This window comes from Prauserella flavalba (genome assembly GCF_003202235.1).
GTDB lineage: Bacteria > Actinomycetota > Actinomycetes > Mycobacteriales > Pseudonocardiaceae > Prauserella_A > Prauserella_A flavalba.
In genome coordinates, this window is sequence record NZ_MASU01000001.1 from 276,448 (window position 1) to 302,926 (window position 26,479).

Sequence of the window (26,479 nt, forward strand, 5' to 3'; positions counted from 1 at the left end):
GTCATGTACGCGAAGCGGTGGAGATCCTGGCAATACGGGCTGGCGCTGGCGGGCGCGGCGCTGCTGGTGGCCGCGTGCGGCGGCGCCGGTGACGAGGGCGATACCGGCGGCGGGCAGGCGGGCGAGCCCGCCAGCGGCGTCGGATTCGACGGCACGACGATCAAGCTCGGCGTGCTGAGCCCGCTCTCCGGTCCGATCGCCGTGATCGGCCAACCGTTGACCGAGGGCAACAAGGTGTGGTTCGACGCGCTCAACGCCAAGGGCGGCGTCGCGGGCAAGTACAAGGTGGAGCTGGTCCAGGAGGACACGCAGTACAAGCCGGACGTCACCGTGCAGCAGTACAACAAGGTGAAGGGCGAGGTCGTCGCGTTCACCCAGGTACTCGGCACGGCCCCGACGCTCGCGGTGCTGCCGCTGCTCGACTCCGACAACATGCTCGCCGCACCGGCGTCGCTCGACGCGTTCTGGGTGCGGGAGCAGCACCTGCTGCCGGTGGGTGCGCCGTACCAGATCCAGGCGATCAACTCGATGCAGCACTACCTCACCGAGGGCGGCGGCAACCGGCAGTCGCGGATCTGCACGATGGTGCAGGACGACGTCTACGGCGAGGCGGGCCAGCAGGGCGTCGACTTCGCTGCGGAGCAGCTCGGCTTCACGGTGGCCAACACCCAGAAGTTCAAGGTGGGCACGGAGAACTACGCGGGCCAGATCGGCGCGCTGGCAGCGGCCCGCTGCGAGATGGTGTTCCTGACGGCGACGCCGACCGACGCGGGCAAGATCTGGGGCACGGCGGCGCAGGCGCGGTTCGCGCCGAAGTGGTACGCCCAGTCACCGAGCTTCGTCAACGCCTTGGCGAAGTCGGCCGTGGCGCCGTACCTGCGGCAGTACGTGACGATCGCCGCCGAGGGCACCGAATGGGGTGACACCTCGGTGCCCGGCATGAAGCAGATGATCGACGACGTCGAGAAGTACGCGCCGCAGCAGCAGCCCGACTACTACTTCGCGTTCGGCTACAACCAGGCGCGTGCGATGACGGCGGTGCTGGAGAAGGCCGTGGAGAACGGCGACCTCTCCCGCGACGGCGTCATGAAGGCCAGCGAGCAGATCGGCACGCTGTCGTTCCAGGGGCTCACGGGCGACTACACCTACGGCCCGGCGGCGAAGCGCAACCCGCCACGCTCGACGACGCTGTTCTCGGTGGACCCGGACAAGCCCTTCGGCCTTGCCACGCTGAAGTACAACTTCACCTCCGACGCCGCCAAACAATTCCAGTTCGAAAAAGCCAACCCCTAGGCTCACCTTCCCCCAAGGCCACCTTTGTTGCGTTGAACGCAACAAAGGTGGCCTTGGGGGGCAGTAACTCAGGCTGTCAGGGCCGCGTTGATGCCGGCTTCGATCGTGTCGGCGAGCAGGGTCAGCTCGGCTTCGGTGATCGTCAGCGGTGGGGAGACGACCAGAGCGTTGCCGCAGAGCACGCGCACGATCGCCCCGCGTTCCCTGACCGCCTTCTGCATGCGGGTGATCAGGCCCTTGTCGCCCGCGAGGATGTCGGCCTCGATCTCCACCGCACCGATCAGCCCGGTGCCTCCGCGCACCTCGGCCACCGCCGAATGGTCCGCGAGCCGCAGCAGAGCGTCGTGCAGCGGCTTCTCCAGCTCCCGCGAGCGCGCCAGCAGGTTCTCCCGCTCCAGGATGTCGAGGTTCGCCAGCGCCGCCGCGGCCACGCTCGGGTGCCCCGAGTACGTCGGCCCGTGCATGAACGGCGCCCCCGGCGCCTCCCAGAAGACGTCCGACACCCTCGCCGAGACGGCCACCCCGCCCAGCGGCAGATACCCGCTCGTGACGCCCTTGGCGAAGGTGATCATGTCCGGCCGCAGGCCCCAGCGCTCGACCCCGAACCAGCCGCCGAGCCTGCCGAACCCGCCGATCACCGAGTCGGCGATGAACAGCACGTCGTTCTCCGCGCAGATCTTCGCCACGGCTTCCAGGTAGCCGGGTTCCGGCGGCCGGGCCCCGCCCGCGCCGATCACGGGCTCGGCGAAGAACGCGGCCACCTTCTCCGCACCGATGCGCTCGATCGCCGCCCGCAGCTCCTCGGCGTCGTCGTAGGCGACGCGCGTGGCCTCGGCGACGAGCGGGCCGAAGCCGTGCCGGTTGCCCTCGATGCCCGCGATGCTGGTGCCGAGCCCATTGGTGCCGTGATAGGACTGCCGCCTGCTGATCAGGTGGGTCCGCTCCGGCTCGCCGCGGCGCGCCCAGTACAGCCGAGCGAGCTTGGCCGCGGTGTCGATGGACTCGCCGCCGCCCGTGGTCAGGAAGATCTTCGCCTCGTCCATCGGCGCGAGTCCGGACAGCCGCCGCGCGAGCTCCTCGGCGGGCTCGTTGGAGTAGTCGTTGAACGTGAAGTAGTTGTCGAGGCGCCGCATCTGCTCGGCGACGGCGTCGACGATCTCCGTGCGCCCGTGCCCCACGTTGCAGTACCAGAGCCCCGCGGTGCCGTCGAGATAGCGCTTGCCGTCGCGGTCGTAGAGCCACACGCCCTCGGCGCGGTCCACGACGAACTTGTCGTCCTTGACCTCCGCCATGTTGGCGAAGGGGTGCCACAGCCGCGACTGCCCCGATCCGGTTGCCATCCCTCTCCTTTCGTTCAGGCCGTGGCGTGCGCGTGCAGGATGCGTGCCACGGCCTCGGTCACCCGCTCGGTCTGCTCCAGGTGCAGCCACTCGTCGGGCACGTGCGCGTTGTTGCCGGGGCCTCGCGGCCCGGTGACCACGAACTGCGCGTCGGGGTAGGCCCGCCCGAACAGCCCGAGGAACGGGATGGTGCCACCGAGCCCGAGCGCCCGCCAGGGCTTTCCGAACACCTCAGCGCTCACCTCGTCCAATGTGGACTCCAGCCACGGTGCCCTCGGCGTGGCGTTCCAGCCGTCGGCGGCCTCGGCCCTCGCCAGCTCCACCTGCGCACCGAACGGGACGTCCGTGGTGAGCGCCTTCTCGATGGCCTGCAGCGCCGAACCGGCGTCGACGGTTGGCGGCAGGCGGAAGCTCAGCTTGAGGCTCGTGTACGGGCGCAGCACGTTGCCCGCGTCGAGGATCGGCGGGAGCCCGTCGGCCCCGGTGATGGAGAGCGTGGTGCGCCAGGTGTTGTTGAGCACCAGCTCGACGGGGTCGTCGCTGACGTAGCGCACCCCGTCGGCCAGCGGAAGCTGCGGCGTGAGGAACCCCTCCTCCGCGGCGACCCTGATCTCGGCGAGCCGGTCGGCGGGCACCTCCACCTCCAGCTCGGGCAGCTTCATGCGGCCCGTGCGCGGATCCTCGATACGGTCGAGCAGCTCCCGCAGCACCCGGAAACTGCTGGGCACGAGCCCACTGCCGTGCCCCGAGTGCACGCCGGAGGTGAGCACGCGGACAGTGAGGTCGAGGAACGCGATGCCGCGCAGCGACGTGGCGAGCCAGAGCCGCTCGTAGTCGGCGCCCGAGGTGTCGAGACACACCACGAGGCCAACGCGGCCGAGCCGTCCGGCGAGGTGTTCGAGGTAGGCGGCGAGGTCGGGGCTGCCGGACTCCTCGCCGGTCTCCAGCAGCACCACCGTGCGCGCGTGCCTGCCACCGGCAGCGTGCAGGGCCTCCAGCGCCGTGGCAGCCGCGTAACCGGCGTAGCCGTCGTCGCCCGCGCCGCGGCCGTAGAGCTTCTCGTCCTTCACCACGGGCGTCCACGGCCCGAGTCCCGGCGACCACGTGCCCGCCGCTGGTTGCTTGTCGAGGTGGCCGTACACGACCACGGTCTCGGTAGTGGTGGCCTCGCGGGCCGGTACGTCGAGCAGGAGCACCGGGGTGCGCCCGGGGAGCTCGACGACCTCGGCCGTCGCGCCCGCGATGGGCCGCTCGGCGAGATAGGCCCGCACGTGCTCGACGGCGGCGTGGAGGTGGCCGGTTCTCGCCCAGTCCGCGTCGAAGGCGGGGGAGAGCGCCGGGATGGCGACGAACTCGGAGAGGCCGGCCAGTGCCTCTCGTGCCCACAGGTTCCTTACCGTCTCCCGCACCAGTCGCTCGTCCATGCCTCTGATCGTGGCACGAAAGGGTTGTGGCACACGTCACAGCGGGTGTACCGACTGGTAAGGACGCGCCACCGGCGGGCGACGGACTCCTGCGGCGAAGGGCTGGTTAACGCCCGTTCGCACCACCGACTTTCGGCGGACCCAAGGTCGGTCTTCCTAGCGTTTCCGCAGCTCAGCCGCCGATTCGCGGCAACGAAACGGACTCGGGGCCTCTCCAGAACCGGCCGGTTCGTGCCAGGATGACGACGTGAACCGTCACCGCCGACGGACACCCGAGCGCTCGGACCCGAGATGCGAAAGGTGGCCGCCGGTGCGCCGTAGCGACCGCCACAAGCGGCTGCGCGGCACGATCCCAAGGAGATAGCGCATGCCGTCCCCCGAACAGTGGACGCGCCCGGAGCCTGGCGCCGGACCGGCCGCGACAGCGGCGGAACCGACCCCAGAACAGGTGATTGCGGGTTTGCGAGCAACTACAGAAGGCGGTGCTGAGCTCACTCAGCTCCTGACTCCCGAAGGCGAGCGCGTCTCGTCGGCGATGTTCGACCCCTATGTCGCCGACATCGACGTCGAGGCACTGCGCGGGCTCTACCGCGACATGGTGCTGGTCCGCCGCGCCGACCGGGAAGCGAACGCGATGCAGCGCCAGGGCCAGCTGGGCATCTGGGTTCCGCTGCTCGGGCAGGAAGCCGCGCAGGTCGGCTCCGGCCGCGCGCTGAAGCCGCACGACATGGCCTTCCCCAGCTACCGCGAGCACGGCGTCGCCTACACGCGCGGCGTCGACTTCCGTGAGCTGCTGGGCATCTTCCGGTGCACCGACCACGGCGGCTGGGACTTCCAGCAGCACCGCTTCCACCCGTACACGATCGTCATCGGCAACCAGGTCCTCAACGCCGCCGGCTACGCGATGGGCCAGAAGTTCGACGGCAAGGTGGGCGGCGCCGACGCGGAGGACACCGCCGAGGCCACCATCTGTTACTTCGGCGACGGCGCCACCAGCCAGGGCGACGTGCACGAGGGCTTCGTGTGGGCCGCGGTCTACGACGCTCCGCTCGTGTTCTTCTGCCAGAACAACCAGTGGGCCATCTCCGAGCCGACCGAGCGCCAGTCGCGGCTGCCGCTCTACCAGCGCGCGCGGGGCTACGGCTTCCCCGGCATCCGCGTCGACGGCAACGACGTGCTCGGCTGCCTCGCCGTCACCCGCTGGGCGCTGGAGGAGTGCAGGCACGGGAACGGGCCGGTGCTGATCGAGGCCTTCACCTACCGCATGGACGCCCACACCACCACCGACGACCCCACGCGCTACCGGCTCACCGACGAGCTCGAGGTGTGGAAGCACAAGGACCCCATCGAGCGGGTCCGCGTGCACCTTGCGCGCTCGGGCGGTGCCGACCAGGAGTTCTTCGACGACGTGCAGGCCGAGGCCGACCGGTTCGCCGCCGAGCTGCGCGACTACTGCTTCAACATGCCGGAACCGCCGCCGGAGCGGGTCTTCGCCAACGTGTACGCGGAAGCCTCGCCGGTACTGGAGGCCCAGCGCGAGGAGTATCTGTCCTACCTCGCCGGCTTCGGGGCGGGTGAGCACTGATGGCGGCTCCCGTGAAATCCACAGTGGACACTCCGACGTCGAGCGTGCAGAACCTCACGATCGGCAAGGCGCTCAACCTCGGCCTGCGCAGGGCGATGGAGGCCGACGACAAGGTCATCGTCATGGGCGAGGACGTCGGCAAGCTCGGCGGCGTCTTCCGCATCACCGACGGACTGCAGAAGGACTTCGGCGAGCACCGCGTGCTGGACACGCCGCTCGCCGAGTCCGGGATCATCGGCACCGCGGTGGGCCTCGCCGTGCGCGGCTACCGGCCGGTGTGCGAGATCCAGTTCGAGGGGTTCATCTTCCCCGGCTTCGACCAGATCTCCAGCCAGGTCGCGAAGCTGCACTACCGCACGCAGGGCAAGGTCAAGGTGCCCATCGTCATCCGGGTGCCCTACGGCGGCGGGATCGGCGCGGTCGAGCACCACTCCGAGTCGCCGGAGTCGCTGTTCAGCCACATCGCCGGCCTCAAGGTCGTCTCGTGCTCGAACCCGGTGGACGCCTACTGGATGATCCAGCAGGCCATCTCGGCCGACGACCCGGTGCTGTTCTTCGAGCCGAAGCGGCTCTACCACTCGGGTGCGCTCAAGGCGCCGGTCGACACCGCCGCCACGCCCGACCCACTGTTCGCCTCGCGCGTGCTGCGCCGGGGCGACGCGGCGACGCTGGTGGCTTACGGACCGTCGGTGAAGGTGTGCCTGGACGCCGCGACCGCGGCCGAGGAGGAGGGCCGTGCGCTGGAGGTCATCGACCTGCGCACGCTCTCGCCGCTCGACCTGGAGCCGGTGTTCGAGTCGGTGCGGCGCACCGGCCGGCTCATCACGGTGAGCGAGGCGTCGGCCGAGTCGTCGCTGACCTCGGAGATCGCCGCCCGCGTCCAGCAGGAGTGCTTCTACTCGCTGGAGGCACCGGTGCTGCGCGTCACCGGGTTCGACACGCCGTACCCACCGTCGAAGCTGGAGGAGCACTTCCTTCCGGACCTCGACCGGGTGCTGCACGCCGTCGACCGCGCGCTGGACTGGTGAGGGGGAGGGTATGCCCGAGTACAAGCAGTTCCCCCTTGCCGACACCGCGGAAGGGCTGACGGAGGCGGAGATCCTCGGCTGGCGCGTCAAGCCCGGCGACGAGGTGCAGGTCAACCAGATCGTCGTGGAGATCGAGACGGCGAAGGCGGCGGTCGAGCTGCCGATCCCGTGGGCCGGTGTGGTCACCGAGCTGCTCGTGGAGCCGGGGCAGACCGTCGAGGTCGGCACGCCGATCCTCACGGTCGACGTCGACCCGCACGGTGCCGAGGCGCCCGCCCCGGCCGCCAACGGGTCCGCGCCCGCTCCGCGGCAGGCCGCCGAGGAGGAGATGAAGCCCCTCGTCGGCTACGGCTCGAAGAACGTGGTCGCCAAGCGCCGCCCACGTAAGGCCGCCACGCCCGAGCCCGCACCGGTAGAAGCCGCTGCGGTAGAAGCCGCTCCGGCGCAGGCCGTGAACGGAGCCGCGGCACCGCCTCGCGGCGGGTATGTCCCGCTCGCGAAGCCGCCCGTGCGCAAGCTCGCCAAGGAGCTCGGCGTCGACCTGCACACCCTCAGCGGCTCCGCCGAGGGCGGCGTGATCACGCGCGAGGACGTGCGGCGTGCCGCGCAGCCCTCGGCACCGGCCCCGGTCACCGCCGGCGAGCGCGAACGCAGGGTGCCCATCAAGGGGGTTCGCAAGGCCACCGCGCAGGCAATGGTCACCAGCGCCTTCACGGCACCGCACGTCACGGAGTTCCTGACCGTCGACGTCACGCCGATGATGGAGCTGCGGGAGAAGCTCAAGAAGAGCCCGGCGTTCGCGGGCGTCAAGCTCACGCCGCTCGCGTTCGCCGCCAAGGCCGTGTGCCTCGCGGTGCGCAGGACTCCCGACGTCAACGCGGTGTGGGACGGCTCGGCTGGCACTGCGGGCGAGATCGTCTACAAGGACTACGTGCACCTCGGGATCGCCGCGGCCACCCCGCGCGGGCTCGTGGTGCCGAAGATCCGGGACGCCGACGGGATGTCGCTGGTGGAGCTGGCCGGCGCGCTCGACGAGCTGACCACCACGGCGAGAGACGGCAAGACGCCACCGGAGGCGATGCGCGGCGGCACGTTCACGATCACCAACGTGGGGGTGTTCGGCGTCGACACCGGCACGCCGATCATCAACCCCGGAGAGTCGGCCATTCTCGCCGTCGGCGCCATCCGCGACATGCCGTGGGTGGTGGACGGCGAGCTGGCCGTGCGCAAGGTGATGCAGCTGTCGCTGAGCTTCGACCACCGGGTGATCGACGGTCAGCAGGGCTCGCAGTTCCTCGCCGACGTCGGCGCGCTGCTCGCCGACCCGGCCGTCGCCATCACGTACTAGGCCCCCGATGCCGCGGCCCGCCTACGGGTGGGCCGCGGCGTCCGGGTCCCGCCTGCGCACGTGTGCCTCCGGCAGATCGGTGTCGACCAGCTCCAGGTCACGGACGTTGAGCCAGGGGCGCAGGCGCGCTGCCGGCTCCGAGGTGAGGCCGAACTCGCACGTGTCGAAGCGGTCGGACACCAGCCACAGGAACGACGGCGCGAACTGCAGGCCGCGCAGGCCGAGCGAACATCGCTCGAACCGGCAGCTCCGGATCACGACCTGCCCCATGCTGGTCTGGTTCAGCCCGAAGGCGCCGCCGAAGTCCTCGAAGTCGTAGTCCAGCGAGAGATCCAGCTCCGAGCCGGCGAACTCGCAGGTGTCGAACCGCAGCGTGCCCGCCTTGACCAGGCCCGCCGAGAAGTCCAGCCGCTGCTTCTCGAACCTGGTGCGATAGAAGTCGATGCACTGGCCGTGCAACTCGACGCCCCGGAAGTCGACGACCTTCCCTTGGAACTCGGCGCCCACGAACTGCACCCGCGCTCCACCGAAGTGCGCTGAGCGGAAGCTCGTCCGTTCCGAGGAGAACTCGGTGCCGTGGCAGCTGAGCAACCCGTTGAACCGTGCGTCCTCGAACGAGGTGAGTGCACCGGTGAACCTGGCCCTGTCGAAGGTGACGTCGCCGCCGAAGCGCAGGCCGCTGAAATCGGCGTCGGCGAACTCGACGCCGGTGAAGTCGAAGTCGGAGCCCGACCAGCGCCCGAGCCGCAGCCGGTCGCGGATCACGCGGAGCACGGTGTCGTGCACCTCCTCCTCCGCGGGCGGCAGTTCGTCGTCCGCCAGCCGCAGGTAGCCGCACAGGACGTCGACGCACACCTGCCGCTGGTCGGCCCAGTCGTCGGCGAGGCCGGCCATCGCGTAGATGCCCGCGATGCGGACGGCGGCGTTCTCGTGGGCCAGCTGCTCGGCGGCCGAACCGAAGCGCTCGTTGAAGGCCTGCGTCTGCTCGCGGTCGCCACGCTCGACCTCCAGGTCGTGCTGGGCTTCGGCCACCCGCTGCTTGCGCAGGTTGAGGGCCAGCAGCACCACGCCGCCGAACCCGGCGACCACGGCGAGCGCGATCTTGAGCAGCTCCAGTGTCTGCGCGACCCCGAACTCGCTGGCGGCGGGGAACCGGGGCCAGCCGAGCAGCCACAGCAACCCGGCCGCGGTGCCGCTCGCCACGAGCACGGCCACGAAGAGCCAGCCGAGCACCGACGCCGCGATGCCCGAGGGCACGAGCTTCGAGAACAACTCGAGCACCCGCGCCCACGCGAACAGCACCGACCAGGGCGCCGACCATCGGCCCCGTTTCGCGCCGAGCCGGATGATCGCCAGCGCCGCCACGACGAGGACGCCGACCACCACGAACCGCAGCACGTCCCACGTGAAGATCCCGCCCACGAGGGGTGACGTTATCCATTCAGCGCGTCGCCCGGGAGCAAACGGCCCGGTTCACGCGTTGTCCAGGTATGGCCGTCGTGTTCCTGCTGTACCTGGTCGCCGAGGTGGCCGCCGTCTGGGCGGTCGCGTCGCTGATCGGGTTCCTGCCCACCCTCGGTGTGCTGCTGGCCGGGGCCTTCCTCGGCTCGTGGCTCGCCCGCCGCGAAGGGGGCAAGGCCGCGCGCGCGTTCATGACCACCGCGCGATCGGGACGGTCACCGCACGCCGAGATCACCAACGGCATGCTCGTCGGGCTAGGCGGGCTGCTGATCCTGATCCCCGGCTTCGTGAGCGACGTCTTCGGCCTGCTGTTGCTGCTGCCGCCGACGCGCGCGGTGGTGCGCAAGGCGTGGGTGCGCCGCATCGAGAAACGCGCGCCGGTCGGCTACCCGGCGCAGGGCCGCGTGATCGTGGTCGACAGCGAGGTCGTGAGCGAGAACAGGGGCGACCAGGACCCGCCGCCTCGCATGATCATCGACTCCCAGTGAGCGGTAGGCCTACGCGCCCTTGGGGATGTCGAAGTAGCTGCTGAAGCGCACCGCAGGCGCGTACTCACCCTTCACCTTCACCTTGCCGGTCACGAACATCGTGGCCACGGCGGCGTTGCCCGTCGCCATCCTGATGAAGTCCTCCACGGCCACCGTGATCGTGGTGTCGGCGCTGCGCGCACAGTCGGCGCTCGACACGCAGCGGCCGGCCTCGATCACCGTCTGGAACCGGTCGAAATCGTCGGCGCCGTCCGGGAAACGCCAGCCGACCACAATGCTCAGGTGTTGCGCCTTCTCGGGCAGGAAATGCTCCGACATTCGCCGGAAGATCTCGTCGAGAAAAACCGCGCGCAATTCCGGGTGTTGCGCGATTCCCCTGATCTGCTCTTTCGAGGCCCGGCCGACGATTCCGGCGAGCACCTCCGTGGACAGCGACGTGAGCGAGACGCCCGCGCCCACCGTGTCCAGCATGTGCAGGGTTTCGAGCAGTCGCACGAACTGCTCGGTGCTCAGCGCCCGCACGTCGATGCTGCGGGCGAAGTCGTCCAGGACGCTTTCCGAGGACACGGCGTAAGGTTACTCAGCGGTAGGTAAGGCGGCAAACCGAGCGGAACCTCCCTGGCAGGTAGCGTTTCCGGGAGGACAGGAGGTTCTGGTGACCGAGGACGTACGACGCTCGCCCGAACGGGCTAAACGGCTACCCCGAGCGGTGCGGGAGAAGCAAATTCTCGACGCCGCCGTGGCCGTGTTCTCGCGTCACGGCTATCACTCCGCGTCGATGGACGAGATCTCCGACGTCGCCGGAGTGTCCAAGCCGATGATCTACAGCTACCTCGGCGCCAAGGAGGACCTGTTCCTCCACTGCATCCGCCGCGAGGCGGGCAGGATGCTGCAAGCCGTACAGGCCGGCATCAAACCGGACGTCCCGCCGGACATGCAGCTGTGGCACGGGCTGCGCTCGTTCTACGGCTTCGTCGCCGAGTACCGCGAGTCGTGGACGGTGCTGCACCGGCAGGCACTCACCGTGGGCGGTCCGTTCGCGGGCGAGGTCGACGCACTACGCAGCAGGGCGATCGAACTCGTGTCAGGGCTCGTCGTGTCGGCAGGCGCTCGGAAGGGACTCGCCGAGCAGGCCGAGTTCTCCGGCGAGGGGCTCGCGGCCGCGCTCGTCGGCGCCGCCGAGTCGCTCGCCGACTGGTGGCTCGACCACTCCGACGTCTCTGACGGAGTGCTCGCGTCGTGGCTGATGAACCTGATCTGGCTCGGCTTCAACGACCTTGTCGAGGGCGAGGTCTGGCGGCCTACCGAGCAGTGATCGTGCCCTCTAGATGGGGCTTGGGCTTGCGCGCGTTCCACAGCTCGAATGCCCACCCGTCACCGGTCCGCCACGTCGTCAAAGCCGCCTTCGCTGGCAGCAGCACGGGCAGCTTGAACCGCACGTCGATCGTGTAGGCGCCTGGCAGCCTGCCCTCGAACGCGGCGAGGCTGTGGGCCTTGGTCCACATGCCGTGCGCGATCGCCGACGGGAAGCCGAACAGCTTCGCCGTGAGCGGGTACAGGTGGATCGGGTTGCGGTCGCCCGACACCTCGGCGTAGCGGCGCCCGATGTCGGACGGCACGTGCCAGATCGCGTCCGCCGACGGCGCCGCGAGCTGCTCCTTCCGGCCACCCGAGCTGGAGCCGCCGCCCCGCCGCAGGTACGTGCTCACGTCGGTCCACACCGGCTCGCCGCCGACGGTGGCCTCGCTGACGACGTCGAACTGCCTGCCCTTCTCGTGCGGCCGCAGGTTCTCCGCCCGCACCCGAAGCGTCAGCTCCTCATCGAGGCGCAGCGGACGGTGCTGGGTGATGCGGTTGGCCACGTGCACCATGCCCAGCAGCGGGAAGGGGAACGCCTGCTCCGACATCAGCGCCACCTGCAACGGGAACGCGAGGATGTGCGGGTAGGTGGCGGGCAGCTCGTCGGTGAGCCGGAAGCCGCAGACCTGGTCGTACGCGGCGACGTGCGCGGGATCGGCGACCACGCCCGCGCGCACGTACTCGATCTCCGGCAGGGTCTCGCCCCCGCCCTTGCGCAGGCCGCCGACCACGGCCTTCGGGTACAGCTTCGACAGGCTCGGCGCCTCGGTGAGCTCCTTGACCGTCATGTCAGGCTCCCAGGAACGCCTGGCCGCACACCCGCACGACGTTGCCGTTGACCGCGGAGGAAGCGGGGTTGGCGTACCAGGCGATGGTCTCGGCGACGTCGACGGGGAGGCCGCCCTGGGCGAGGCTCGACAGCCGCCGCCCGACCTCGCGGATCACCACCGGTACCGCCGCGGTCATCTTCGTCTCGATGAAGCCGGGGGCGACGGCGTTGATCGTGCCGCCGTACTCGGCGAGCCTCGGCGCGCCGTCGTTGACCATCCCGATCACGCCCGCCTTGCTGGTGGCGTAGTTGGTCTGGCCGAGGTTGCCCGCGATGCCCGCGATCGAGGAGACGCCGATGATGCGGCCGTTCTTCTTGAGCACCTTCTCGGCGAGCAGCGTGTCGTTGACGGCGAGCTGCGCGACGAGGTTGACGTTCAGCACGGCGTCCCACGCGCTGTCGCTGAGGTTGCCGAGCGTCTTGTCCCTGGTGATGCCGGCGTTGTGGACGACGACGTCGACGCCGCCGTGGCGCTGGGTGAGGTACTCGGCGAGCTTGGCCGGCGCGTCGGCGGCGGTGATGTCGAGCTGCAGTGCCGAGCCGCCGATCTTGTTCGCGACGGCGGAGAGGTCGGCGCCCTGCGCGGGGATGTCGAGCGCCACCACGTGTGCACCGTCGCGCGCGAGCACCTCGGCGATCGCGGCGCCGATGCCCCGCGAGGCGCCCGTCACGAGTGCGACCTTGCCGGACAGCGGCTTCTCCCAGCTCTCCGGCGCCCGCGCGGTGGTGACGCCTCCCGTGCCGATGCGGATCACCTGGCCGTCGACGAACGCCGACTTGGCCGAGAGCAGGAACCGCAGGGTCGACTCGGTCGCGTCCTCCGCGCCCTCGCCGACGTAGCCGAGCTGGGCCGTGGCGCCACGCTTGAGCTCCTTGCCGACGGAGCGGGTGAACCCTTCGAGCGCGCGCTGCGCGATGCGCTCGCGGCCCTGTGCCTGTTCGGGCGGGGTACCGAGCACCACGACCCGCCCGTTCGCCGCGATGCGGCGGATCACCGGGTGGAAGAAGCGGTACAGCTCGCGCAGGCCCGCTGGCTCGGTGATACCCGTGGCGTCGAAGACCAGCGCGCCGTAGCGCACGTCGTCGGCCGCGACTGTCCGCACGTCGAGCCCGATGGCGCCGAGCTGTGTGGTGAGTGCCTTCTCGAGCCTGCCACCGGGCGCGCCGCCGAGAAGTGCGGGACCATCGAGAGCGGGCTGTCCCGGCCGGTAGCGACGCAGCGTCGGCGGGTTCGGCAGGCCGAGCCTCGGCACCAGGAACTTCCCGACCGGTGTCCTGGTGAACTGCTGATACCTGTCAGCCATCGGATCGCCTCCCGTGCCGATTGTGCACCGCCAGCCTAACCTACTCACGAGTAGGTTACACTCTTCGGTGGGTGCGTGAACGCTGACCAGGAGGAGCAATGACCTCAGCGCAGAAGCCGCGGAAGACGAGCACCGGCAGCAGGCGGAGCAAGGCGCCGACCGTGCGCAGGGTCGCGATCATCGGCGCCAACCGGATCCCGTTCGCCCGCTCGAACGGTCCCTACGCGCACGCGTCCAACCAGGACATGCTCACCGCGGCCATCGACGGTCTGGTCAGCCGCTTCTCCCTACAGGACGAGCAGCTCGGCGAGGTCGCGGCGAGCGCGGTGCTCAAGCACTCGCGCGACTTCAACCTCGCCAGGGAGTGCGTGCTCGGCAGCAGGCTCTCGCCCGCGACGCCGGCCTCCGACGTGCAGATGGCGTGCGGCACGGGCCTGCAGGCCATCGTCAACGTCGCCAACAAGATCGCGCTGGGCCAGCTCGACTCGGCCATCGCCGGCGGCGTCGACACCACGAGCGACGCCCCGCTCGCCGTCAACGACAACCTGCGCAGGCTGCTGGTGCGGCTCAACGCGGCCAAGTCGCTCGGCGACCGCCTCAAGCTCCTCGCGAAGGTCCGGCCCGGCCACATCGTGCCGGAGATCCCCCGCAACGCGGAGCCGCGCACGGGCCTTTCGATGGGCGAGCACGCGTCCCTCACCGCCAACACGTGGGAGGTCACGCGCGAGGAGCAGGACGAGCTCGCCGCGACCAGCCACCAGCGGCTCGCCGCCGCCTACGAGCGCGGATTCTTCGACGACCTCGTGACGCCGTACCTCGGCCTCACGCGCGACCAGAACCTGCGGCCCGACTCGACGCCGGAGAAGCTCGCCAGGCTCAAGCCCGTCTACGGGGGCCCGGACGGCACGATGACGGCGGGCAACTCGACGCCGCTCACCGACGGCGCCTCGACGGTGCTCCTGGCCACCGAGGAGTGGGCCAAGGAGCGCAACCTGCCGGTGCAGGCGTACCTCACGTTCTCGCAGACCGCGGCCGTCGACTACGTGCACGGCGAGGAGGGCCTGCTGATGGCGCCCGCGTACGCCGTGCCGAGGATGCTCGACCGGGCCGGGCTCACGCTGGCCGATTTCGACTTCTACGAGATCCACGAGGCGTTCGCCTCGCAGGTACTCGCGACGCTCAAGGCGTGGGAGGACCCGACGTTCACCAAGGAGCGGCTCGGCCGCGACGAACCGCTCGGCTCGATCGACCGCGACAAGCTCAACGTCAACGGCTCCTCGCTCGCCGCGGGACACCCGTTCGCCGCGACCGGCGGCCGGATCGTCGGCACGCTCGCGAAACTGTTGCGGGAAAAGGGATCCGGACGTGGACTGATCTCGATCTGCGCCGCGGGGGGCCAGGGCATCACCGCGATTCTGGAGCGGTAGTTCGCGGGCGGCAAAATCGCACGACTTTGTCGGAGGGCGCTCCTAGTCTGGCCGCATGGCCGACACCGACAAGGGAGTCGCGGTCAGAGCACGCGGCCTCGTCAAGAACTACGGCACCACCCGGGCTCTCGACGGCGTGGATCTCGAGATCCCCACCGGGCAGGTACTCGGCCTGCTCGGGCCCAACGGCGCGGGCAAGACCACCACCGTCCGCATCCTCACCACCCTGCTGCTGCCCGATTCGGGGGAGGCCGAGGTGGCGAGGCACGACGTGCTGGCCGATCCCGACGGCGTGCGGCGCTCGATCGGGCTCTCCGGCCAGTACGCGGCCGTGGACGAGAACCTCACCGGCTTCGAGAACCTCTACCTGGTCGCCCGGCTTTACGGGCAGCGGAAACCGCAGGCGCGCAAGCGCTCGCGCGAGCTGCTCGCCCGCTTCCGCCTCGACGAGGCCGCCGACCGGCCCGCGAAGGGCTACTCGGGCGGCATGCGGCGCAGGCTCGACCTCGCGGGCGCGCTCGTGGCCGAACCGAGCGTCGTGGTGCTCGACGAGCCCACCACCGGGCTCGACCCGCGCGGCCGGATCGAGATGTGGGAGGTCATCGAGCAACTCGTCGCCACCGGCGCCACCGTGCTGCTCACCACGCAGTACCTGGAGGAGGCCGACCGGCTGGCCGACTCCGTGGTGGTGATCGACCGGGGCAGGGTGATCGCCAGGGGCACGCCGGACGAGCTCAAGAACCAGATCGGTGGCGAACGGCTCGAACTCGTGATGGCCACCGCGGACGAGGTGCCGCTCGCGGTGCGCGTGCTCGGCGAGGTCGGCAGCGGTGAGCCCACGGTCGACGAACGCTCGCGCCGCGTCGAGGTGCTGGTGGACACCGGTACCAAGGCGCTGGTCGAGGCGCTGCGCAGGCTCGACGCGCAGGACGTGGTGGTGCAGGACGCGGCACTGCACCGGCCGACGCTCGACGACGTGTTCCTCTCGCTCACCGGGCACGGGACCACCGAGGAGGTGCCCTCGTGACCGCGCTGGCCAAGGTGCTCTCCGACAGCGGCGTCATCACCTGGCGCAACGTGATGAACGTGCGGCGCAACCCTGAATGGCTGCTCGGGGCCACGCTGTTCCCCATCATGTTCGTGCTGATGTTCGCCTACGTCTTCGGCGGCGCCATCGGCGGTCCCGGCGGCGACAGCGTGGAGTACCGCGAGTTCCTCATCGCCGGCATCTTCGCGCAGACGGTGGCGTTCAACTCCTCCTACACCGTGATCGGCTTCGCCAACGACCTGCAGAAAGGCATCATCGACCGGTTCCGCTCGCTGCCGATGTCGCGCTTCGCGGTGATCGTGGGCCGCACGACGGCCGACCAGGTGCTGAGCGTCGTCGTGCTGGTGGTGATGTCGGCGTGCGGCCTGCTGATCGGCTGGCGGATCCGCGGCAGCTTCCTCGACGCCGTGCTCGGCTACCTGATGATCCTGCTGTTCGCGTTCGCGCTGTCCTGGGTCGGCGCCTACATCGGGCTCATCACGCCGAGCGTCGAGGTCGCCAACAGCGCGGGCCTGATCTGGATGTTCCCACTGACGTTCATCTCCTCGGCGTTCGTGCCGCAGGAGAGCCTGCCGGGCGTGCTGGGCACGATCGCCGACTGGAACCCGTTCACGGCGGCCGTCAACGCCACGCGCGATCTCTTCGGCAACGTGAGCCCGGCCGGTTGGCCACCACCCTCGGGCTGGCCTGCCGAGAACGCGGCGCTCTACGCGATCGTCAGCTCGGTGGCGATCATCGCGATCTTCGCGCCGCTGGCCACCGCGCGCTATCGCAGGGTGGCCAGCAAGTAGGCGCGGTCAGCGGGAGAGAGCGGACTCGACGGCCTTCGTGGCCTTGCCGGTCGCCTTGTCGACCGCCTTCGTGGCCCTGCCGGTCGCCTTGCCCGTCCTGCGCTGCACCGTGCTCGCCGTGTCCTGCACCTGCTCCACGGCCTCGTGCGCGGCCTTCTTCGCGCGCCACGCCACGGACGGCTTGCCCTCGGTGTCGGCGGCGGCGAGCAGCAGCCCGCCCGCGAGGCCCGCGTTCTTGAGGAACTCGACCAGCTGCGCCTGGCGCTGCTCGGAGTCCTTCTCCTCCCAGAACGGGTGCCCGGCGACGGTCGTGGGCACGAGGCTGCCGAGCAGCATCAGTGCCGACACCCTCGGCAGCCGGCCCAGCGCGAGGAGCGTCCCGCCGACGATCTTCACGGCGGCGTCCACCTTCACCAGGCTCACCGGGTCGGTCGGCACCTGGTCTGGCAACGATTCGGCTTTCGGTGCGACGGTCTGGTCGACCAGCGGCTTCGCTGCCTGCGCATGGCCTTCGGGGTCTCGCAGAGCGTTGATGCCGCCGGAGATGAAGATGGAGGCGAGGAGCGGGCGCGCCACTCGACGGAGAATCATCGCGACCTTCCTTGACGAGGAGAAACAGTCCGCCAGGGAACTACCCACTACTCGCCGTCTTCACCCATCTACGTGTTTCTAGTGATCACACTAGAAAGCGCTAGCGAAGCGGATACGACCTCGGGAGCTTGAACCCGCGCTCCTTCGCGACCTCCCGCAGCCGGTCCGGGTAGTCGGTGATGATCCCGTCCACGCCGTCGTCGATCAGCTTGTGCATGGTGGCCTTGTCGTTGATCGTCCACGGGATCACCTTCAGCCCGGCCCGGTGCGCCTCGTCGACGAGGGCCTTGGTGGTGAAGGGGACGTAGCCCGGATCGCTCACCGAGCCGCCCTGCGGGTTGCCGTGCACGGGGGACAGGGCGCTCGCGCCGAACGACTTCACCGCGCGCACCGGGCTCCCGCCGAAGTCGTCGATGTCGAGCCCGCCGAGCCACGGCGACTTCCCCGGCTGCCCGACCTGCAGGAACTCGGGCTGGGTCAGCGCGACCACCGGCAGCCACGGCGCCCGTTCGCGCACCAGCATGAGCGCGCCCCAGTCGAAGCTCTGGATCGAGACGTTGCGGGCGAAGCCCGAGCGCAGCACCTCCCACACCACGCGGTCGACGAACTGCTCGCGCGGAGCGGTCTCGTGCGGCGCCGCGGCCTCGACCTTGGTCTCGATGTTGAACCTGACGTGCCACGCGCGGTGCTCGCGCACGAGCGCGAACAGCTCGGCCAGCGTCGGCATCGTCGCGCCGGGGGAGAGTTCCTGGTCCGGGTGGTTCGGCTGCCGCTGCGAGCCGCAGTCGAGCGTGCGGACCTGGGCGAAGGTCAGGTCCTTGAGGTACTTGCCCGCATAGGGGTACTGCGGGTCCCCCGGCCACAGCGGCGCAGTGTCGGCGCATTTGGCGGGGTTGATCCTGCGATCGTGGGTGATCACCTCGCGGCCGTCGCGGGTGATCTGGATGTCGAGCTCCAGCGTGGTGACGCCGAGCGAGAGCGCCTTGGAGAACGCGGCGAGTGTGCCCTCCACGGTCAGGCCGAGCCCACCGCGGTGGGCCTGGATGTCGAAGGTCTTGTGCTTCGGCTTGGCGGTGGCGACGCCGGTGAGGGCGAGTACCGCCACCAGCCCCGTCACGAGCACCGTGAGTGTCCGTTTCGTCATGGTCACGTGGCGACGCTCGCACGCGTGGGTGACGGACAGGCGAACCGAAGCTGTCCGTGCGGGACACGCCGATAACCGTTTCTCGCGCAATATCGGGCTCGCGCTAGAGAACCCAATAGTGTCGTAGTGATGGACCCCGTGCGGAATCCGTTCGCCCCGGGCGCAGGGCAGCGCCCACCCGAGCTGGCCGGCCGGGAGCGCGAACTCCAGGCGTTCGAAGTGGTACTGGAGCGGGTCGCGCGAGGCAGGCCGGAGCGCAGCCTCATGCTCACCGGACTGCGTGGCGTGGGCAAGACCGTGCTGCTCGGCGAGCTGCGCTCGATGGCGATCCGGCGTGGTTGGGGCGCGGGCAAGGTCGAGGCGCGGCCCGACGCCGAGTTGCGCAGGCCGCTCTCGGCCGCGCTGCACCGGGCGATCCGTGACCTCGCCGTGCGGCACCGGGCACCCGAACGGGTGGACGAGGTGCTGGGCGTGCTCAAGGCGTTCGCGCTCAAGGCCAACAGGCCGGACGCGAAGCTGCGCGACCGCTGGCAACCGGGCATCGACGTGCCACCCGCACAGGGCAGGGCCGACTCCGGCGACATCGAGATCGACCTCGTGGAGCTGTTCACCGACGTCGCCGAACTCGCGACCGACGTGGGCACCGGCGTGGCACTGCTGATCGACGAGATCCAGGACCTCGTGCCCCAGGACGTCTCGGCGCTGTGCGCGGCGTGCCACGAGCTGTCGCAGTCCGGGGCGCCACTGGTGGTGGTCGGCGCGGGCCTGCCGCACGTGCCCGCGGTGCTCTCGGCGTCGAAGTCGTACTCGGAGCGCCTCTTCCGCTACACCCGCATCGACAGGCTGAGCAGGGGAGACGCCGACCGCGCCGTGCTCGCGCCCGTCGAGCGGGAGGAGGCGGAGATCGCCCCGAAAGCTCTCGAGGAGCTGTTCACGGCCTCGGGCGGTTACCCGTACTTCGTGCAGGCGTACGGCAAGGCGGCATGGGACGCCGCGCCGTCGAATCCGATCACCGAGGAGGACGTCCGGGTCGCCGCACCCGAGGCGGAGGCCGAGCTCGCCGTGGGCTTCTTCGGGTCGCGCGTCGAGCGCGCGACGCCGGCCGAACGGGAGTACCTGCGCGCGATGGCCGAGCTGACGCAGGGCAGGGACGAGAGCGCGGGCACGTCCGACGTCGCCGTCTACCTCGGCCGCAAGCCGTCGTCGCTCTCGCCGGCGAGGGACAGCCTGATGAAGAAGGGGCTCGTCTACTCCGCGGAGCGCGGCCACATCGCGTTCACGGTGCCGCACTTCGGCCAGTACCTGCTGAGCCGCGTCGACGATTGAGCCTTCTAGAGCTTTCTAGCTCGGTTCCTATAAACCCGTAGAAAGAGCTAGCGGTCAATGCTGGCCGGATGACGGCCATCACCCCCTATGATCTTTCGGCGAGTAAGCCATCTCACCGGACGATCATTGGCGACTTTGTGAAAAAAGGTACATAATGGGATACGTACCGGCCAACCGACGAGACCCTAAGGGGATGCCGCAGAACCGATGAACAACATCGCCGCCCGCCTCCGTGCCCGCCGTGCCGAGAACCGCACCCGCCGAGCGATCAACCGCGCGATCGACAACGCCGCGACCGCGACCATGCGCGAAGAGCTCATCGCCATCGCGCAGACACGCCCCCGCTACGAGCGCTCACCGCGCGTGTGACCTGAATTACAATCAACCGAGGGTGTAACGCCGGCAAAGGTGGCGTCGATACCCCACATGACCCCGTGATGCTGGCGGACCCCCGACCTGGCAGCATCACGGGGTTTCCATATTTTCGCCTCTTTTTTTACCGCTATCATTGACTCAGTCAACGAAATTGTTGAGGTGGTCAATGAGTACCGAGCCCGAGCGGATCGCCGGTGTCCGCGCCTTCAACCGGCTCTACACGCGCGTGATCGGGGTGCTCGACGAGGGCCTGGTCGGGTCCGACTACTCGCTCAGCGAGGCCCGCGTGCTCTACGAGCTCGCCCAGCAGGACGTTCACGACGTGCCCGAGCTGCGCAAACGCCTCGACCTCGACGCCGGGTACGCCAGCAGGCTGCTCGCGAAGCTCGAGGGACAGGGCCTGCTCGCGCGTGAGCGCTCCGAGAGCGACGCCCGCAGGCAGACGGTGAGGCTCACCGAGCTGGGGCGCAAGACACAGGCCACGCTGGAGCAGAGCACCGACGCCCAGATCGGCGAGCTGCTCGGCGACCTCACCGACTCCGACCAGCGCCGCCTGCTCGCCGCGATGGGCACCATCACCAGGCTCCTCGGCGGGCACCGCTCCGATCCCACGCTGGTGCTGCGCCCGCTGCGCGCGGGCGACTACGGCTGGGTGGTGCAGCGGCACGGCGAGCTGTACGCGCGGGAGTACGGCTTCGACGCCGGCTTCGAAGGGCTCGTCGCCGGGATCGTCGCGGAGTACGTGGCCGCCGAGGGCAGCGCGCGGCAGGCAGGCTGGATCGCCGAGCTGGACGGCGAGCCCGTCGGATCGGTGTTCTGCGTCCAGGGCGGCGCCGCCGACACGGCCAAGCTGCGCCTGCTGCTCGTGGAGCCCAGCGCGCGCGGGCACGGCGTCGGCAAGCGGCTGGTCGCCGAGTGCGTCGAGTTCGCCCGCCGCTCCGGCTACCGCTCGATGGAGCTGTGGACGCAGAGCATCCTCACCGCGGCGCGCGCGATCTACCGGCAAGCGGGGTTCCAGCTGGAGCGCAGCGAGGAACACCACAGCTGGGGCAAGGGCCTCGTCTCCGAGGTCTGGCGACGCCCGCTCTAGGAGCGTGCTGAACGACCCCGCCCGTAGCGAGCGGCGATCCAGACGGTGATCTCGCCGTCCGGGCGTCGCGCAGTAGGGCAGCTGTTGTTCAGCGCGCCTACCGGCCCATCGGGTAGAACTCCGGGTTCGGCTTCAGCGCGGTGAGGTGGGCGAGCCGGTTCGACATCGCGAACAGCGCCGTGATCGAGCCGACGTCCCAGATCTCGTCCTCGGTCAGCCCGGCCGCCCGCGCCGCCGCGAGCTGCCGCTCCCCGAACTTCGCCGAGTCGTGCGCCAGCGCGAGCGCGAGATCGACGATCGCCCGGCCGCGTTCGTCCAGCTCCACCTGCCAAGGGTTGCTGGACACGCGGTCGGCCAGCTCCGGATCCTTCGAGCGGATCCGCAGGATGGCGCCGTGGGCCACCACGCAGTACGTGCAGTGGTTGGCGCCCGACGTCGCCACCACCACCAGCTCCCGCTCGGCTTTGCTCAGTCCCTCAGCGCGGTTCATCAGCGCGTCGTGGTAGTCGAGGAACGCGCGCAGCTCGTCTGGCCTGCGCCCGAGCGCGCGGAAGATGTTCGGCACGAAACCCGACTTCTCGGCGATCGCGCCGATCCGCTCACGCAGGTCCTCGGGCAGCTCCTCAGGTTCGACCACGCCGAACCTGCTCACCTCGTCGCTCATGGATGTCACGCTAGCCGTGTCGATTTCCGCTGTCCTCGTTCGTCTGCCGGGTGACCGTCAACAAGCATCGAGATTGAGGAGGCAACATGCCCCGTTACGTCGGATTCATCCGCAATGCCGAGGGCTCGCACGACGGCCTGAGCCCCGACGAGGCACAGCGCACCCTCGAGGCGTACCTGGCCTGGAGCGACGACCTCGAGAAGGAGGGCAGGCTCGTCATCAGCAGCGGGCTGTCCTACAGCCAGGGTCGCGTCGTACGGCTCACCAACGGGGTGCTCGCGTCGGCGGACGGGCCGCACACCGAGGCCACCGAGGTCGTCGGCGGCTTCATCGTGATCGAGGCCGACGACCTCGACCAGGCCGAGAAGGTGTTCGCCACCCACCCGCACCTGCGCTTCGGGCCGATCGAGGTGCGCAAGCTCGGTGAGAACGGCTGCGAGGCCTGAGCATGGGCGAGCCGGCCGGCGTGGTGGAGCACCTGTTCCGGCACAGCGCCGGGCAGATCGTCGCCACGCTGGCCCGCACGCTCGGGCCCGCGCGGCTCGACCTCGCCGAGGAGGCGGTCGCCGACGCACTGGAGCAGGCGCTGCGCACGTGGCCACACGACGGCGTACCGAAGAACCCGCGCGGCTGGCTGTTCCGGGCGGCCCGCAACCGGGCGCTCGACGTGCTGCGCCGCGAACAGACGCTACGGGCGAAGCTGCCGCTGCTGGCCGCACTCGACCCGGAGACCGAGCAGCGCGGTGACGCCGAGCTGGCGATGATCCTGCTGTGCTGCCACCCCGAGCTGCCGCAGACGTCGCAGGTGGCGCTCACGCTCAAGACGGTCGGCGGGCTCGGGGTGAACGAGATCGCCTCGGCGTTACTGACCAGACCGGCGACCGTCGCGCAGCGGCTCGCCAGGGCGAAGCGGTGGCTGCGCGGTGCGGGACCGCTCGAACTGCCACCGCCGGAGCAACTGCACGCGCGCGTCGACAGCGTGCTGTCGGTGTTGTACCTGCTCTTCACGGAGGGCTACGACGCGACGAGCGGCGACGAGGCCGTGCGCGGCGAGCTGTGCGGCGAGGCGATCCGGCTGGGCAGGTTGCTGCTCGCCGACCCGCGCACCGACCTGCCGAAGGCGCGGGCGCTCGTCGGACTGCTGCTGTTGCAGGCGAGCAGGTTGCCCGCACGCGTGGACGACGCGGGCGACGTGCTGCTGCTCGCGGAACAGGACCGCTCGAAGTGGGACAGGACGATGATCGCCGAGGGCACCCGCACGTTCGCCGCCGCGTGCACGGGCACCGAGCACACCGCCTACCACGTGGAGGCCGCGATCGCGCTGTGTCATGTCGCGGACGACACCGACTGGCCCAGGATCCTGAGCCTCTACGAGCGGCTCGTGGAGCTGCGGCCGTCACCGGTCGTGCGGCTCAACCGGGCCATCGCGCTGGCGATGGTGCACGGACCGAGGGCGGGGATCATCGAGTTGGAACGCCTCGAACGGGACCCCCGCCTCGCCGGCTACCGCCTGCTGCCCGCCGCGCTCGGCGAGCTGTCGCTGCGGGCGGGGGAGCCCGCCAGGGCCGCCGCGCACTACCGCGCGGCACTGGCCCTGCCGGGCTCCGAACCACAGCGCAGACTGCTGCGCCGTCGCCTCGCCGACTGCGTTGCCGCCGGTCAGTGAGACGCGGCGATCGGGCGCAGGTCCTTGTCGTGCTCGTCGACGTGGTAGTCGGCGTCCGCGGTGGTGTCGGTGCCGTTGAACACCTTGAGCCGCCGCGCGATCACCGTTACCACCACGGCCACGAGCAGGTTGGCGATCAGCGCCACGATGCCGACGTAGATCTGCACCGTCGAGCCCGCGAACGGCTGCCAGCCGAAGATGTTCAGCTTGTCCAGCGCGAGCGCGGACCCACCGAAGTGCGCCTTGCCCGTGGTGGGGTTCGGGATGCCGTAGAGCAGGATCAGGCCCCAGCCGAGCCCGACGACCCAGCCCGCGACGAGACCCCACCGGTGCAGCCACCGCGTGTACAGCGCGATGGCGACAGAGGGCAGCGTCTGCAGGATGATCACGCCGCCGATCAGCTGCAGGTCGATCGAGAACTGCGGGTCGATGAACAGAATGAACGCCACCGCGCCGAACTTCACGACCAGCGACGCGAGCTTGGCCTGCCGCGCCTCCTGTGCGTGGGTGGCGTCGCGTTTCAGGAACTCCTTGTAGATGTTGCGCGTCCACAGGTTCGCCGCCGCGATCGACATGATCGCCGCGGGCACCAGCGCACCGATCCCGATCGCGGCGAAGGCGATGCCCGCGAACCAGGACGGGAACTGATCGTCGAACAGCTTCGGCACGATCGTGTTCGTGTCGGGGTTGCCGGTCGCCTGGTTGGTGATCGCCTCGGTGCCCGCCGCGATGGCGGCGAAGCCCAGCAGAGCCAGCAGGCCGAGCAGCAGCGAGTACGCGGGCAGCGCGGACATGTTGCGCTTGAGCACGTCGCGGCCGCGCGAGGCGAGCACACCCGTCACCGAGTGCGGGTAGAGGAACAACGCGAGTGCCGAGCCCAGCGCCAGGGTCGCGTACTGCAGCTGGTTGTTGGAGTTCAGCAGCACGCCGTCGGTCGCCGCCTCCGTCCCGGCGAACTTCTCCTCGGCGGAGGTGAAGATCGTGTCCCAGCCGCCCAGCTTCACCGGCAGGTAGATCACGGCCACGAGGATGACGACGTAGATCAGCAGGTCCTTGACGAACGCGATGAGCGCGGGCGCCCGCAGACCCGACTGGTAGGTGTAGACCGCGAGGATGACGAAGGCGATCAGCAGCGGGAGGTGGCCGAGGAAGCCGCCCGCGTTGAAGCCCATCGTCCGCAGCACCGCCTCGAGCCCCACGAGCTGCAACGCGATGTAGGGCATGGTCGCCACGATGCCGGTGATCGCGATCAGGGTCGCCAGCAGCGGTGAGCCGTAGCGGCCGCGCACGAAGTCGGCGGGCGTGACGTACCCGCGGGCCCTCGACACCGACCACAGCCGCAGCAGGGGGAGGAACACCAGCGGGTAGGCGATGATCGTGTACGGCAGCGCGAAGAAGCCCATCGCCCCTGCCCCGAAGAGCAGCGCGGGCACGGCGACGAACGTGTACGCCGTGTAGAGGTCACCGCCGATCAGGAACCACGTGATCCACGAGCCGAACTTGCGGCCGCCGAGGCCCCACTCGTCGAGGTGGTCGAGCGTCGAACCGGCCCGCCACCGCGACGCCACGAAGCCGAGCACGGTAACCAGCAGGAACAACACACAGAAGACGATCAGTTCCGGCCACTGGAGGTCGCTCATCGCGCGCTCCCCTCGTCGAGGTCGTCGACGTCGGTGGCCTCCCGGCGGGGCGCGGTGGCCGGTTTGGTCCTCGTGCCGAGGTACACGAGCGTCGTGCAGGTGACGCCGATCGCGATGCCCACGAACTGGAACCAGTAGAAGAACGGCATTCCTAACAACGTGGGGTCATGGCGGTTGTACAGCGGAGTCAGGAGAATCCAGAACGGGATGATCAACAGGAGGTTCCATGGACTGAACCGCAGCCCGGAGCCCTTGTTGCGGGTTTGTGCTGCCACAGGACTTCACCAGCTCTCGTGCTGACATGTGGATAACCCACGAGTAATGCGGCGTTGACCTTAAGCCTTTCGAGCGCCCCCTCGGTAGGGTCTTCACCGATGTCGAGACATGGGCGAGTCCTTTCCGCGGCCGTGCTGGTGGCCGCCGTGACGCTGTCGGCGTGTGCCAGCCAGGTGGCGGGCACGCCCACACCCGCCGAGCAGGCGGACGCGGCGCCGCCACAGGCGGCCGTCACCACCACGCCGCCGCCGTCGGAGCAGGCACCCCAGCCCGCCGGCATGGGCGAGTGCGTGGCGGGGAACGACCCCGCCCCGGTGGACTGCGCGCAGCCGCACACGGTGGAGATCACCAAGGCGGGCACCTTCGGCAGCGGCATGCCCGCGGAGTCGCCCGACAGGGAGACCGTGTTCGCCGAGGTGTTCCCCGAGTGCAGGCAGGCGGCGGCCGAGTACCTGGGCAGCGACTCCTACGACGCCACGACGCTCGGCGCGTGGCTGCTGTGGGCGGGCCAGGAGGACTGGACGGCAGGCGACCGCTGGTACCGCTGCGGGGTCGCGCAGCTCAGCGGCGACGGCCAGGCCCAGTCGCGCACCGGCTCCGTTCGCGGCATCCTCGCCGACGAGCGCGGGCACGAGTTCCAGAGCTGCTCCTCGGTGCGGCCGTCGCAGGAGGTGCCGCAGCAGGTGCCCTGCGACGGGCCGCACACCGGCGAGGCGATCGGCACGGTCCGCATGGGCAACTCCGGCGACACCTTCCCCAGCGACCAGCAGTTCAACGACGCGGCGGCGCCCGCGTGCAGGCAGGCGCTGCGCGAGTACCTCGGCACCACGCGCGACGACGTCGCCGCCTCGTGGCGTTGGCCGGATCAGGTGAACTGGCGGCACGGCTTCACCAACGTCACGTGCTACGCCGAGACCCAGGATCCGGTCACCAGGCCACTTCGCGGCATCGGTTCGTCACCTTTGCCCCAATAGGCCACAAA

The 26,479-nt window shown here is 69.9% G+C and carries 26 protein-coding genes; 15 read left to right on the forward strand and 11 right to left on the reverse strand.

All coding sequences use genetic code 11. The features are described from left to right. The first annotated feature begins 3 nt into the window (after positions 1-3). Positions 4-1,293: an ABC transporter substrate-binding protein gene (locus BA062_RS01465; protein ID WP_110334171.1), complete on the forward strand. Its 1,290-nt coding sequence runs from the start codon at positions 4-6 to the stop codon at positions 1,291-1,293. Between the two features lie 68 nt (positions 1,294-1,361). Here BA062_RS01465 and BA062_RS01470 read toward each other — a convergent pair whose 3' ends face one another. Both BA062_RS01470 and BA062_RS01475 read right to left on the reverse strand, forming a co-directional pair. Beyond that, positions 1,362-2,633 (reverse strand): aminotransferase family protein, encoded by a 1,272-nt coding sequence (locus BA062_RS01470; protein WP_245959627.1) that lies wholly within the window; start codon positions 2,631-2,633, stop codon positions 1,362-1,364. Between the two features lie 14 nt (positions 2,634-2,647). After that, complete coding sequence (locus tag BA062_RS01475; protein ID WP_110334172.1) at positions 2,648-4,057, reverse strand: M20/M25/M40 family metallo-hydrolase; 1,410 nt, start codon at positions 4,055-4,057, stop codon at positions 2,648-2,650. Positions 4,058-4,424: 367 nt separating this feature from the next. On the opposite strand from BA062_RS01475, the gene pdhA reads away from it, so the two are divergent. The 3 genes from pdhA to BA062_RS01490 are packed head-to-tail and all read left to right on the forward strand — an operon-like array spanning position 4,425 to position 8,018. Continuing rightward, positions 4,425-5,642: a pyruvate dehydrogenase (acetyl-transferring) E1 component subunit alpha gene (gene pdhA / locus BA062_RS01480; protein WP_110334173.1), complete on the forward strand. Its 1,218-nt coding sequence runs from the start codon at positions 4,425-4,427 to the stop codon at positions 5,640-5,642. Next, positions 5,642-6,670 (forward strand): alpha-ketoacid dehydrogenase subunit beta, encoded by a 1,029-nt coding sequence (locus tag BA062_RS01485; RefSeq protein WP_110334174.1) that lies wholly within the window; start codon positions 5,642-5,644, stop codon positions 6,668-6,670. The genes pdhA and BA062_RS01485 overlap by 1 nt, the downstream gene beginning before the upstream one ends. A 10-nt stretch (positions 6,671-6,680) precedes the next feature. Then, positions 6,681-8,018, forward strand: coding sequence for a dihydrolipoamide acetyltransferase family protein (locus tag BA062_RS01490; RefSeq protein WP_110334175.1), 1,338 nt, complete (start codon positions 6,681-6,683; stop codon positions 8,016-8,018). A gap of 21 nt (positions 8,019-8,039) precedes the next feature. Here the strand turns inward: BA062_RS01490 and BA062_RS01495 are convergent, their stop codons facing one another. Beyond that, positions 8,040-9,440, reverse strand: coding sequence for a pentapeptide repeat-containing protein (locus tag BA062_RS01495; protein WP_110334176.1), 1,401 nt, complete (start codon positions 9,438-9,440; stop codon positions 8,040-8,042). A gap of 68 nt (positions 9,441-9,508) precedes the next feature. Here BA062_RS01495 and BA062_RS01500 point away from each other — a divergent pair, with 68 nt between their 5' ends. Then, the gene (locus BA062_RS01500) at positions 9,509-9,967 is read left to right on the forward strand and encodes an FxsA family protein (protein WP_110334177.1); all 459 of its coding nucleotides are present in this window, start codon (positions 9,509-9,511) and stop codon (positions 9,965-9,967) included. Positions 9,968-9,976: 9 nt separating this feature from the next. On the opposite strand, the gene BA062_RS01505 is transcribed toward BA062_RS01500, so the two are convergent. Continuing rightward, positions 9,977-10,534: an SCP2 sterol-binding domain-containing protein gene (locus BA062_RS01505; protein WP_245959628.1), complete on the reverse strand. Its 558-nt coding sequence runs from the start codon at positions 10,532-10,534 to the stop codon at positions 9,977-9,979. An 88-nt stretch (positions 10,535-10,622) separates the two neighbouring features. Between BA062_RS01505 and BA062_RS01510 the strand changes: the two genes are divergently transcribed. After that, on the forward strand, positions 10,623-11,282 hold the full coding sequence (locus BA062_RS01510; protein WP_110334178.1) for a TetR/AcrR family transcriptional regulator: 660 nt from the start codon (positions 10,623-10,625) through the stop codon (positions 11,280-11,282). On the opposite strand, the gene BA062_RS01515 is transcribed toward BA062_RS01510, so the two are convergent. Then, the gene (locus BA062_RS01515) at positions 11,269-12,114 is read right to left on the reverse strand and encodes a MaoC/PaaZ C-terminal domain-containing protein (RefSeq protein ID WP_110334179.1); all 846 of its coding nucleotides are present in this window, start codon (positions 12,112-12,114) and stop codon (positions 11,269-11,271) included. The two genes, BA062_RS01510 and BA062_RS01515, sit on opposite strands and share 14 nt — an antisense overlap. Before the next feature lies 1 nt (position 12,115). Further along, positions 12,116-13,459 carry a 3-oxoacyl-ACP reductase gene (locus BA062_RS01520; RefSeq protein ID WP_110334180.1) on the reverse strand — a complete coding sequence of 448 codons (1,344 nt, stop codon included), beginning with the start codon at positions 13,457-13,459 and terminating at the stop codon, positions 12,116-12,118. Between the two features lie 98 nt (positions 13,460-13,557). On the opposite strand from BA062_RS01520, the gene BA062_RS01525 reads away from it, so the two are divergent. The 3 genes from BA062_RS01525 to BA062_RS01535 are packed head-to-tail and all read left to right on the forward strand — an operon-like array spanning position 13,558 to position 16,725. Then, positions 13,558-14,886 carry an acetyl-CoA C-acetyltransferase gene (locus BA062_RS01525; RefSeq protein ID WP_110334181.1) on the forward strand — a complete coding sequence of 443 codons (1,329 nt, stop codon included), beginning with the start codon at positions 13,558-13,560 and terminating at the stop codon, positions 14,884-14,886. Positions 14,887-14,941: 55 nt separating this feature from the next. After that, positions 14,942-15,913, forward strand: coding sequence for an ATP-binding cassette domain-containing protein (locus BA062_RS01530; RefSeq protein WP_110334182.1), 972 nt, complete (start codon positions 14,942-14,944; stop codon positions 15,911-15,913). Next, entirely contained in the window at positions 15,910-16,725 is an 816-nt protein-coding gene (locus tag BA062_RS01535) for an ABC transporter permease (RefSeq protein ID WP_110334183.1), read from the forward strand. The genes BA062_RS01530 and BA062_RS01535 overlap by 4 nt, the downstream gene beginning before the upstream one ends. A gap of 6 nt (positions 16,726-16,731) precedes the next feature. Here the strand turns inward: BA062_RS01535 and BA062_RS01540 are convergent, their stop codons facing one another. Both BA062_RS01540 and BA062_RS01545 read right to left on the reverse strand, forming a co-directional pair. Then, positions 16,732-17,316 (reverse strand): DoxX family protein, encoded by a 585-nt coding sequence (locus tag BA062_RS01540; protein WP_110334184.1) that lies wholly within the window; start codon positions 17,314-17,316, stop codon positions 16,732-16,734. Between the two features lie 100 nt (positions 17,317-17,416). Next, positions 17,417-18,460, reverse strand: a complete 1,044-nt coding sequence (locus BA062_RS01545; protein WP_110334185.1) for a glycerophosphodiester phosphodiesterase — start codon at positions 18,458-18,460, stop codon at positions 17,417-17,419. 129 nt (positions 18,461-18,589) lie between these two features. Between BA062_RS01545 and BA062_RS01550 the strand changes: the two genes are divergently transcribed. The 3 genes from BA062_RS01550 to BA062_RS01555 all read left to right on the forward strand — a co-directional run bounded on the left by BA062_RS01550 (position 18,590) and on the right by BA062_RS01555 (position 21,251). Next, positions 18,590-19,786: an ATP-binding protein gene (locus BA062_RS01550; protein ID WP_110334186.1), complete on the forward strand. Its 1,197-nt coding sequence runs from the start codon at positions 18,590-18,592 to the stop codon at positions 19,784-19,786. A 207-nt stretch (positions 19,787-19,993) separates the two neighbouring features. Continuing rightward, complete coding sequence (locus BA062_RS39695) at positions 19,994-20,155, forward strand: hypothetical protein (protein WP_168213852.1); 162 nt, start codon at positions 19,994-19,996, stop codon at positions 20,153-20,155. 172 nt (positions 20,156-20,327) lie between these two features. Then, on the forward strand, positions 20,328-21,251 hold the full coding sequence (locus BA062_RS01555) for a bifunctional helix-turn-helix transcriptional regulator/GNAT family N-acetyltransferase (RefSeq protein WP_110334187.1): 924 nt from the start codon (positions 20,328-20,330) through the stop codon (positions 21,249-21,251). A gap of 97 nt (positions 21,252-21,348) precedes the next feature. On the opposite strand, the gene BA062_RS01560 is transcribed toward BA062_RS01555, so the two are convergent. Further along, positions 21,349-21,915, reverse strand: a complete 567-nt coding sequence (locus BA062_RS01560) for a peroxidase-related enzyme (RefSeq protein ID WP_110334188.1) — start codon at positions 21,913-21,915, stop codon at positions 21,349-21,351. 86 nt (positions 21,916-22,001) lie between these two features. On the opposite strand from BA062_RS01560, the gene BA062_RS01565 reads away from it, so the two are divergent. Together BA062_RS01565 and BA062_RS01570 are read left to right on the forward strand one after the other, a co-directional pair. Beyond that, positions 22,002-22,361 carry a YciI family protein gene (locus BA062_RS01565; protein ID WP_110334189.1) on the forward strand — a complete coding sequence of 120 codons (360 nt, stop codon included), beginning with the start codon at positions 22,002-22,004 and terminating at the stop codon, positions 22,359-22,361. A 2-nt stretch (positions 22,362-22,363) separates the two neighbouring features. After that, the gene (locus tag BA062_RS01570) at positions 22,364-23,581 is read left to right on the forward strand and encodes an RNA polymerase sigma factor (RefSeq protein ID WP_110334190.1); all 1,218 of its coding nucleotides are present in this window, start codon (positions 22,364-22,366) and stop codon (positions 23,579-23,581) included. Here BA062_RS01570 and mctP read toward each other — a convergent pair. Then, positions 23,575-25,221 (reverse strand): monocarboxylate uptake permease MctP, encoded by a 1,647-nt coding sequence (mctP, locus tag BA062_RS01575; protein ID WP_110334191.1) that lies wholly within the window; start codon positions 25,219-25,221, stop codon positions 23,575-23,577. The genes BA062_RS01570 and mctP overlap by 7 nt on opposite strands. After that, positions 25,218-25,496, reverse strand: coding sequence for a DUF3311 domain-containing protein (locus BA062_RS01580; protein ID WP_110334192.1), 279 nt, complete (start codon positions 25,494-25,496; stop codon positions 25,218-25,220). The genes mctP and BA062_RS01580 overlap by 4 nt, the downstream gene beginning before the upstream one ends. Positions 25,497-25,595: 99 nt before the next feature. On the opposite strand from BA062_RS01580, the gene BA062_RS01585 reads away from it, so the two are divergent. Continuing rightward, a complete protein-coding gene (locus BA062_RS01585; RefSeq protein WP_110334193.1) occupies positions 25,596-26,471 on the forward strand; it encodes a septum formation family protein in 876 nt (291 codons plus the stop codon). The last annotated feature ends 8 nt before the right edge of the window (positions 26,472-26,479 follow it).

Excerpts from the sequence above, each read along its gene's own strand:
- BA062_RS01465 (WP_110334171.1), top strand. The coding sequence starts at position 4 with ATGTACGCGAAGCGGTGGAGATCCTGGCAATACGGGCTGGCGCTGGCG.
- BA062_RS01470 (WP_245959627.1), bottom strand. The coding sequence starts at position 2,633 with ATGGCAACCGGATCGGGGCAGTCGCGGCTGTGGCACCCCTTCGCCAAC.
- BA062_RS01475 (WP_110334172.1), bottom strand. The coding sequence starts at position 4,057 with ATGGACGAGCGACTGGTGCGGGAGACGGTAAGGAACCTGTGGGCACGA.
- pdhA (WP_110334173.1), top strand. The coding sequence starts at position 4,425 with ATGCCGTCCCCCGAACAGTGGACGCGCCCGGAGCCTGGCGCCGGACCG.
- BA062_RS01485 (WP_110334174.1), top strand. The coding sequence starts at position 5,642 with ATGGCGGCTCCCGTGAAATCCACAGTGGACACTCCGACGTCGAGCGTG.
- BA062_RS01490 (WP_110334175.1), top strand. The coding sequence starts at position 6,681 with ATGCCCGAGTACAAGCAGTTCCCCCTTGCCGACACCGCGGAAGGGCTG.
- BA062_RS01500 (WP_110334177.1), top strand. The coding sequence starts at position 9,509 with ATGGCCGTCGTGTTCCTGCTGTACCTGGTCGCCGAGGTGGCCGCCGTC.
- BA062_RS01515 (WP_110334179.1), bottom strand. The coding sequence starts at position 12,114 with ATGACGGTCAAGGAGCTCACCGAGGCGCCGAGCCTGTCGAAGCTGTAC.
- BA062_RS01520 (WP_110334180.1), bottom strand. The coding sequence starts at position 13,459 with ATGGCTGACAGGTATCAGCAGTTCACCAGGACACCGGTCGGGAAGTTC.
- BA062_RS01525 (WP_110334181.1), top strand. The coding sequence starts at position 13,558 with ATGACCTCAGCGCAGAAGCCGCGGAAGACGAGCACCGGCAGCAGGCGG.
- BA062_RS01530 (WP_110334182.1), top strand. The coding sequence starts at position 14,942 with ATGGCCGACACCGACAAGGGAGTCGCGGTCAGAGCACGCGGCCTCGTC.
- BA062_RS01540 (WP_110334184.1), bottom strand. The coding sequence starts at position 17,316 with ATGATTCTCCGTCGAGTGGCGCGCCCGCTCCTCGCCTCCATCTTCATC.
- BA062_RS01545 (WP_110334185.1), bottom strand. The coding sequence starts at position 18,460 with ATGACGAAACGGACACTCACGGTGCTCGTGACGGGGCTGGTGGCGGTA.
- BA062_RS01550 (WP_110334186.1), top strand. The coding sequence starts at position 18,590 with ATGGACCCCGTGCGGAATCCGTTCGCCCCGGGCGCAGGGCAGCGCCCA.
- BA062_RS39695 (WP_168213852.1), top strand. The coding sequence starts at position 19,994 with ATGAACAACATCGCCGCCCGCCTCCGTGCCCGCCGTGCCGAGAACCGC.
- BA062_RS01555 (WP_110334187.1), top strand. The coding sequence starts at position 20,328 with ATGAGTACCGAGCCCGAGCGGATCGCCGGTGTCCGCGCCTTCAACCGG.
- BA062_RS01560 (WP_110334188.1), bottom strand. The coding sequence starts at position 21,915 with ATGAGCGACGAGGTGAGCAGGTTCGGCGTGGTCGAACCTGAGGAGCTG.
- BA062_RS01565 (WP_110334189.1), top strand. The coding sequence starts at position 22,002 with ATGCCCCGTTACGTCGGATTCATCCGCAATGCCGAGGGCTCGCACGAC.
- BA062_RS01570 (WP_110334190.1), top strand. The coding sequence starts at position 22,364 with ATGGGCGAGCCGGCCGGCGTGGTGGAGCACCTGTTCCGGCACAGCGCC.
- mctP (WP_110334191.1), bottom strand. The coding sequence starts at position 25,221 with ATGAGCGACCTCCAGTGGCCGGAACTGATCGTCTTCTGTGTGTTGTTC.
- BA062_RS01585 (WP_110334193.1), top strand. The coding sequence starts at position 25,596 with ATGTCGAGACATGGGCGAGTCCTTTCCGCGGCCGTGCTGGTGGCCGCC.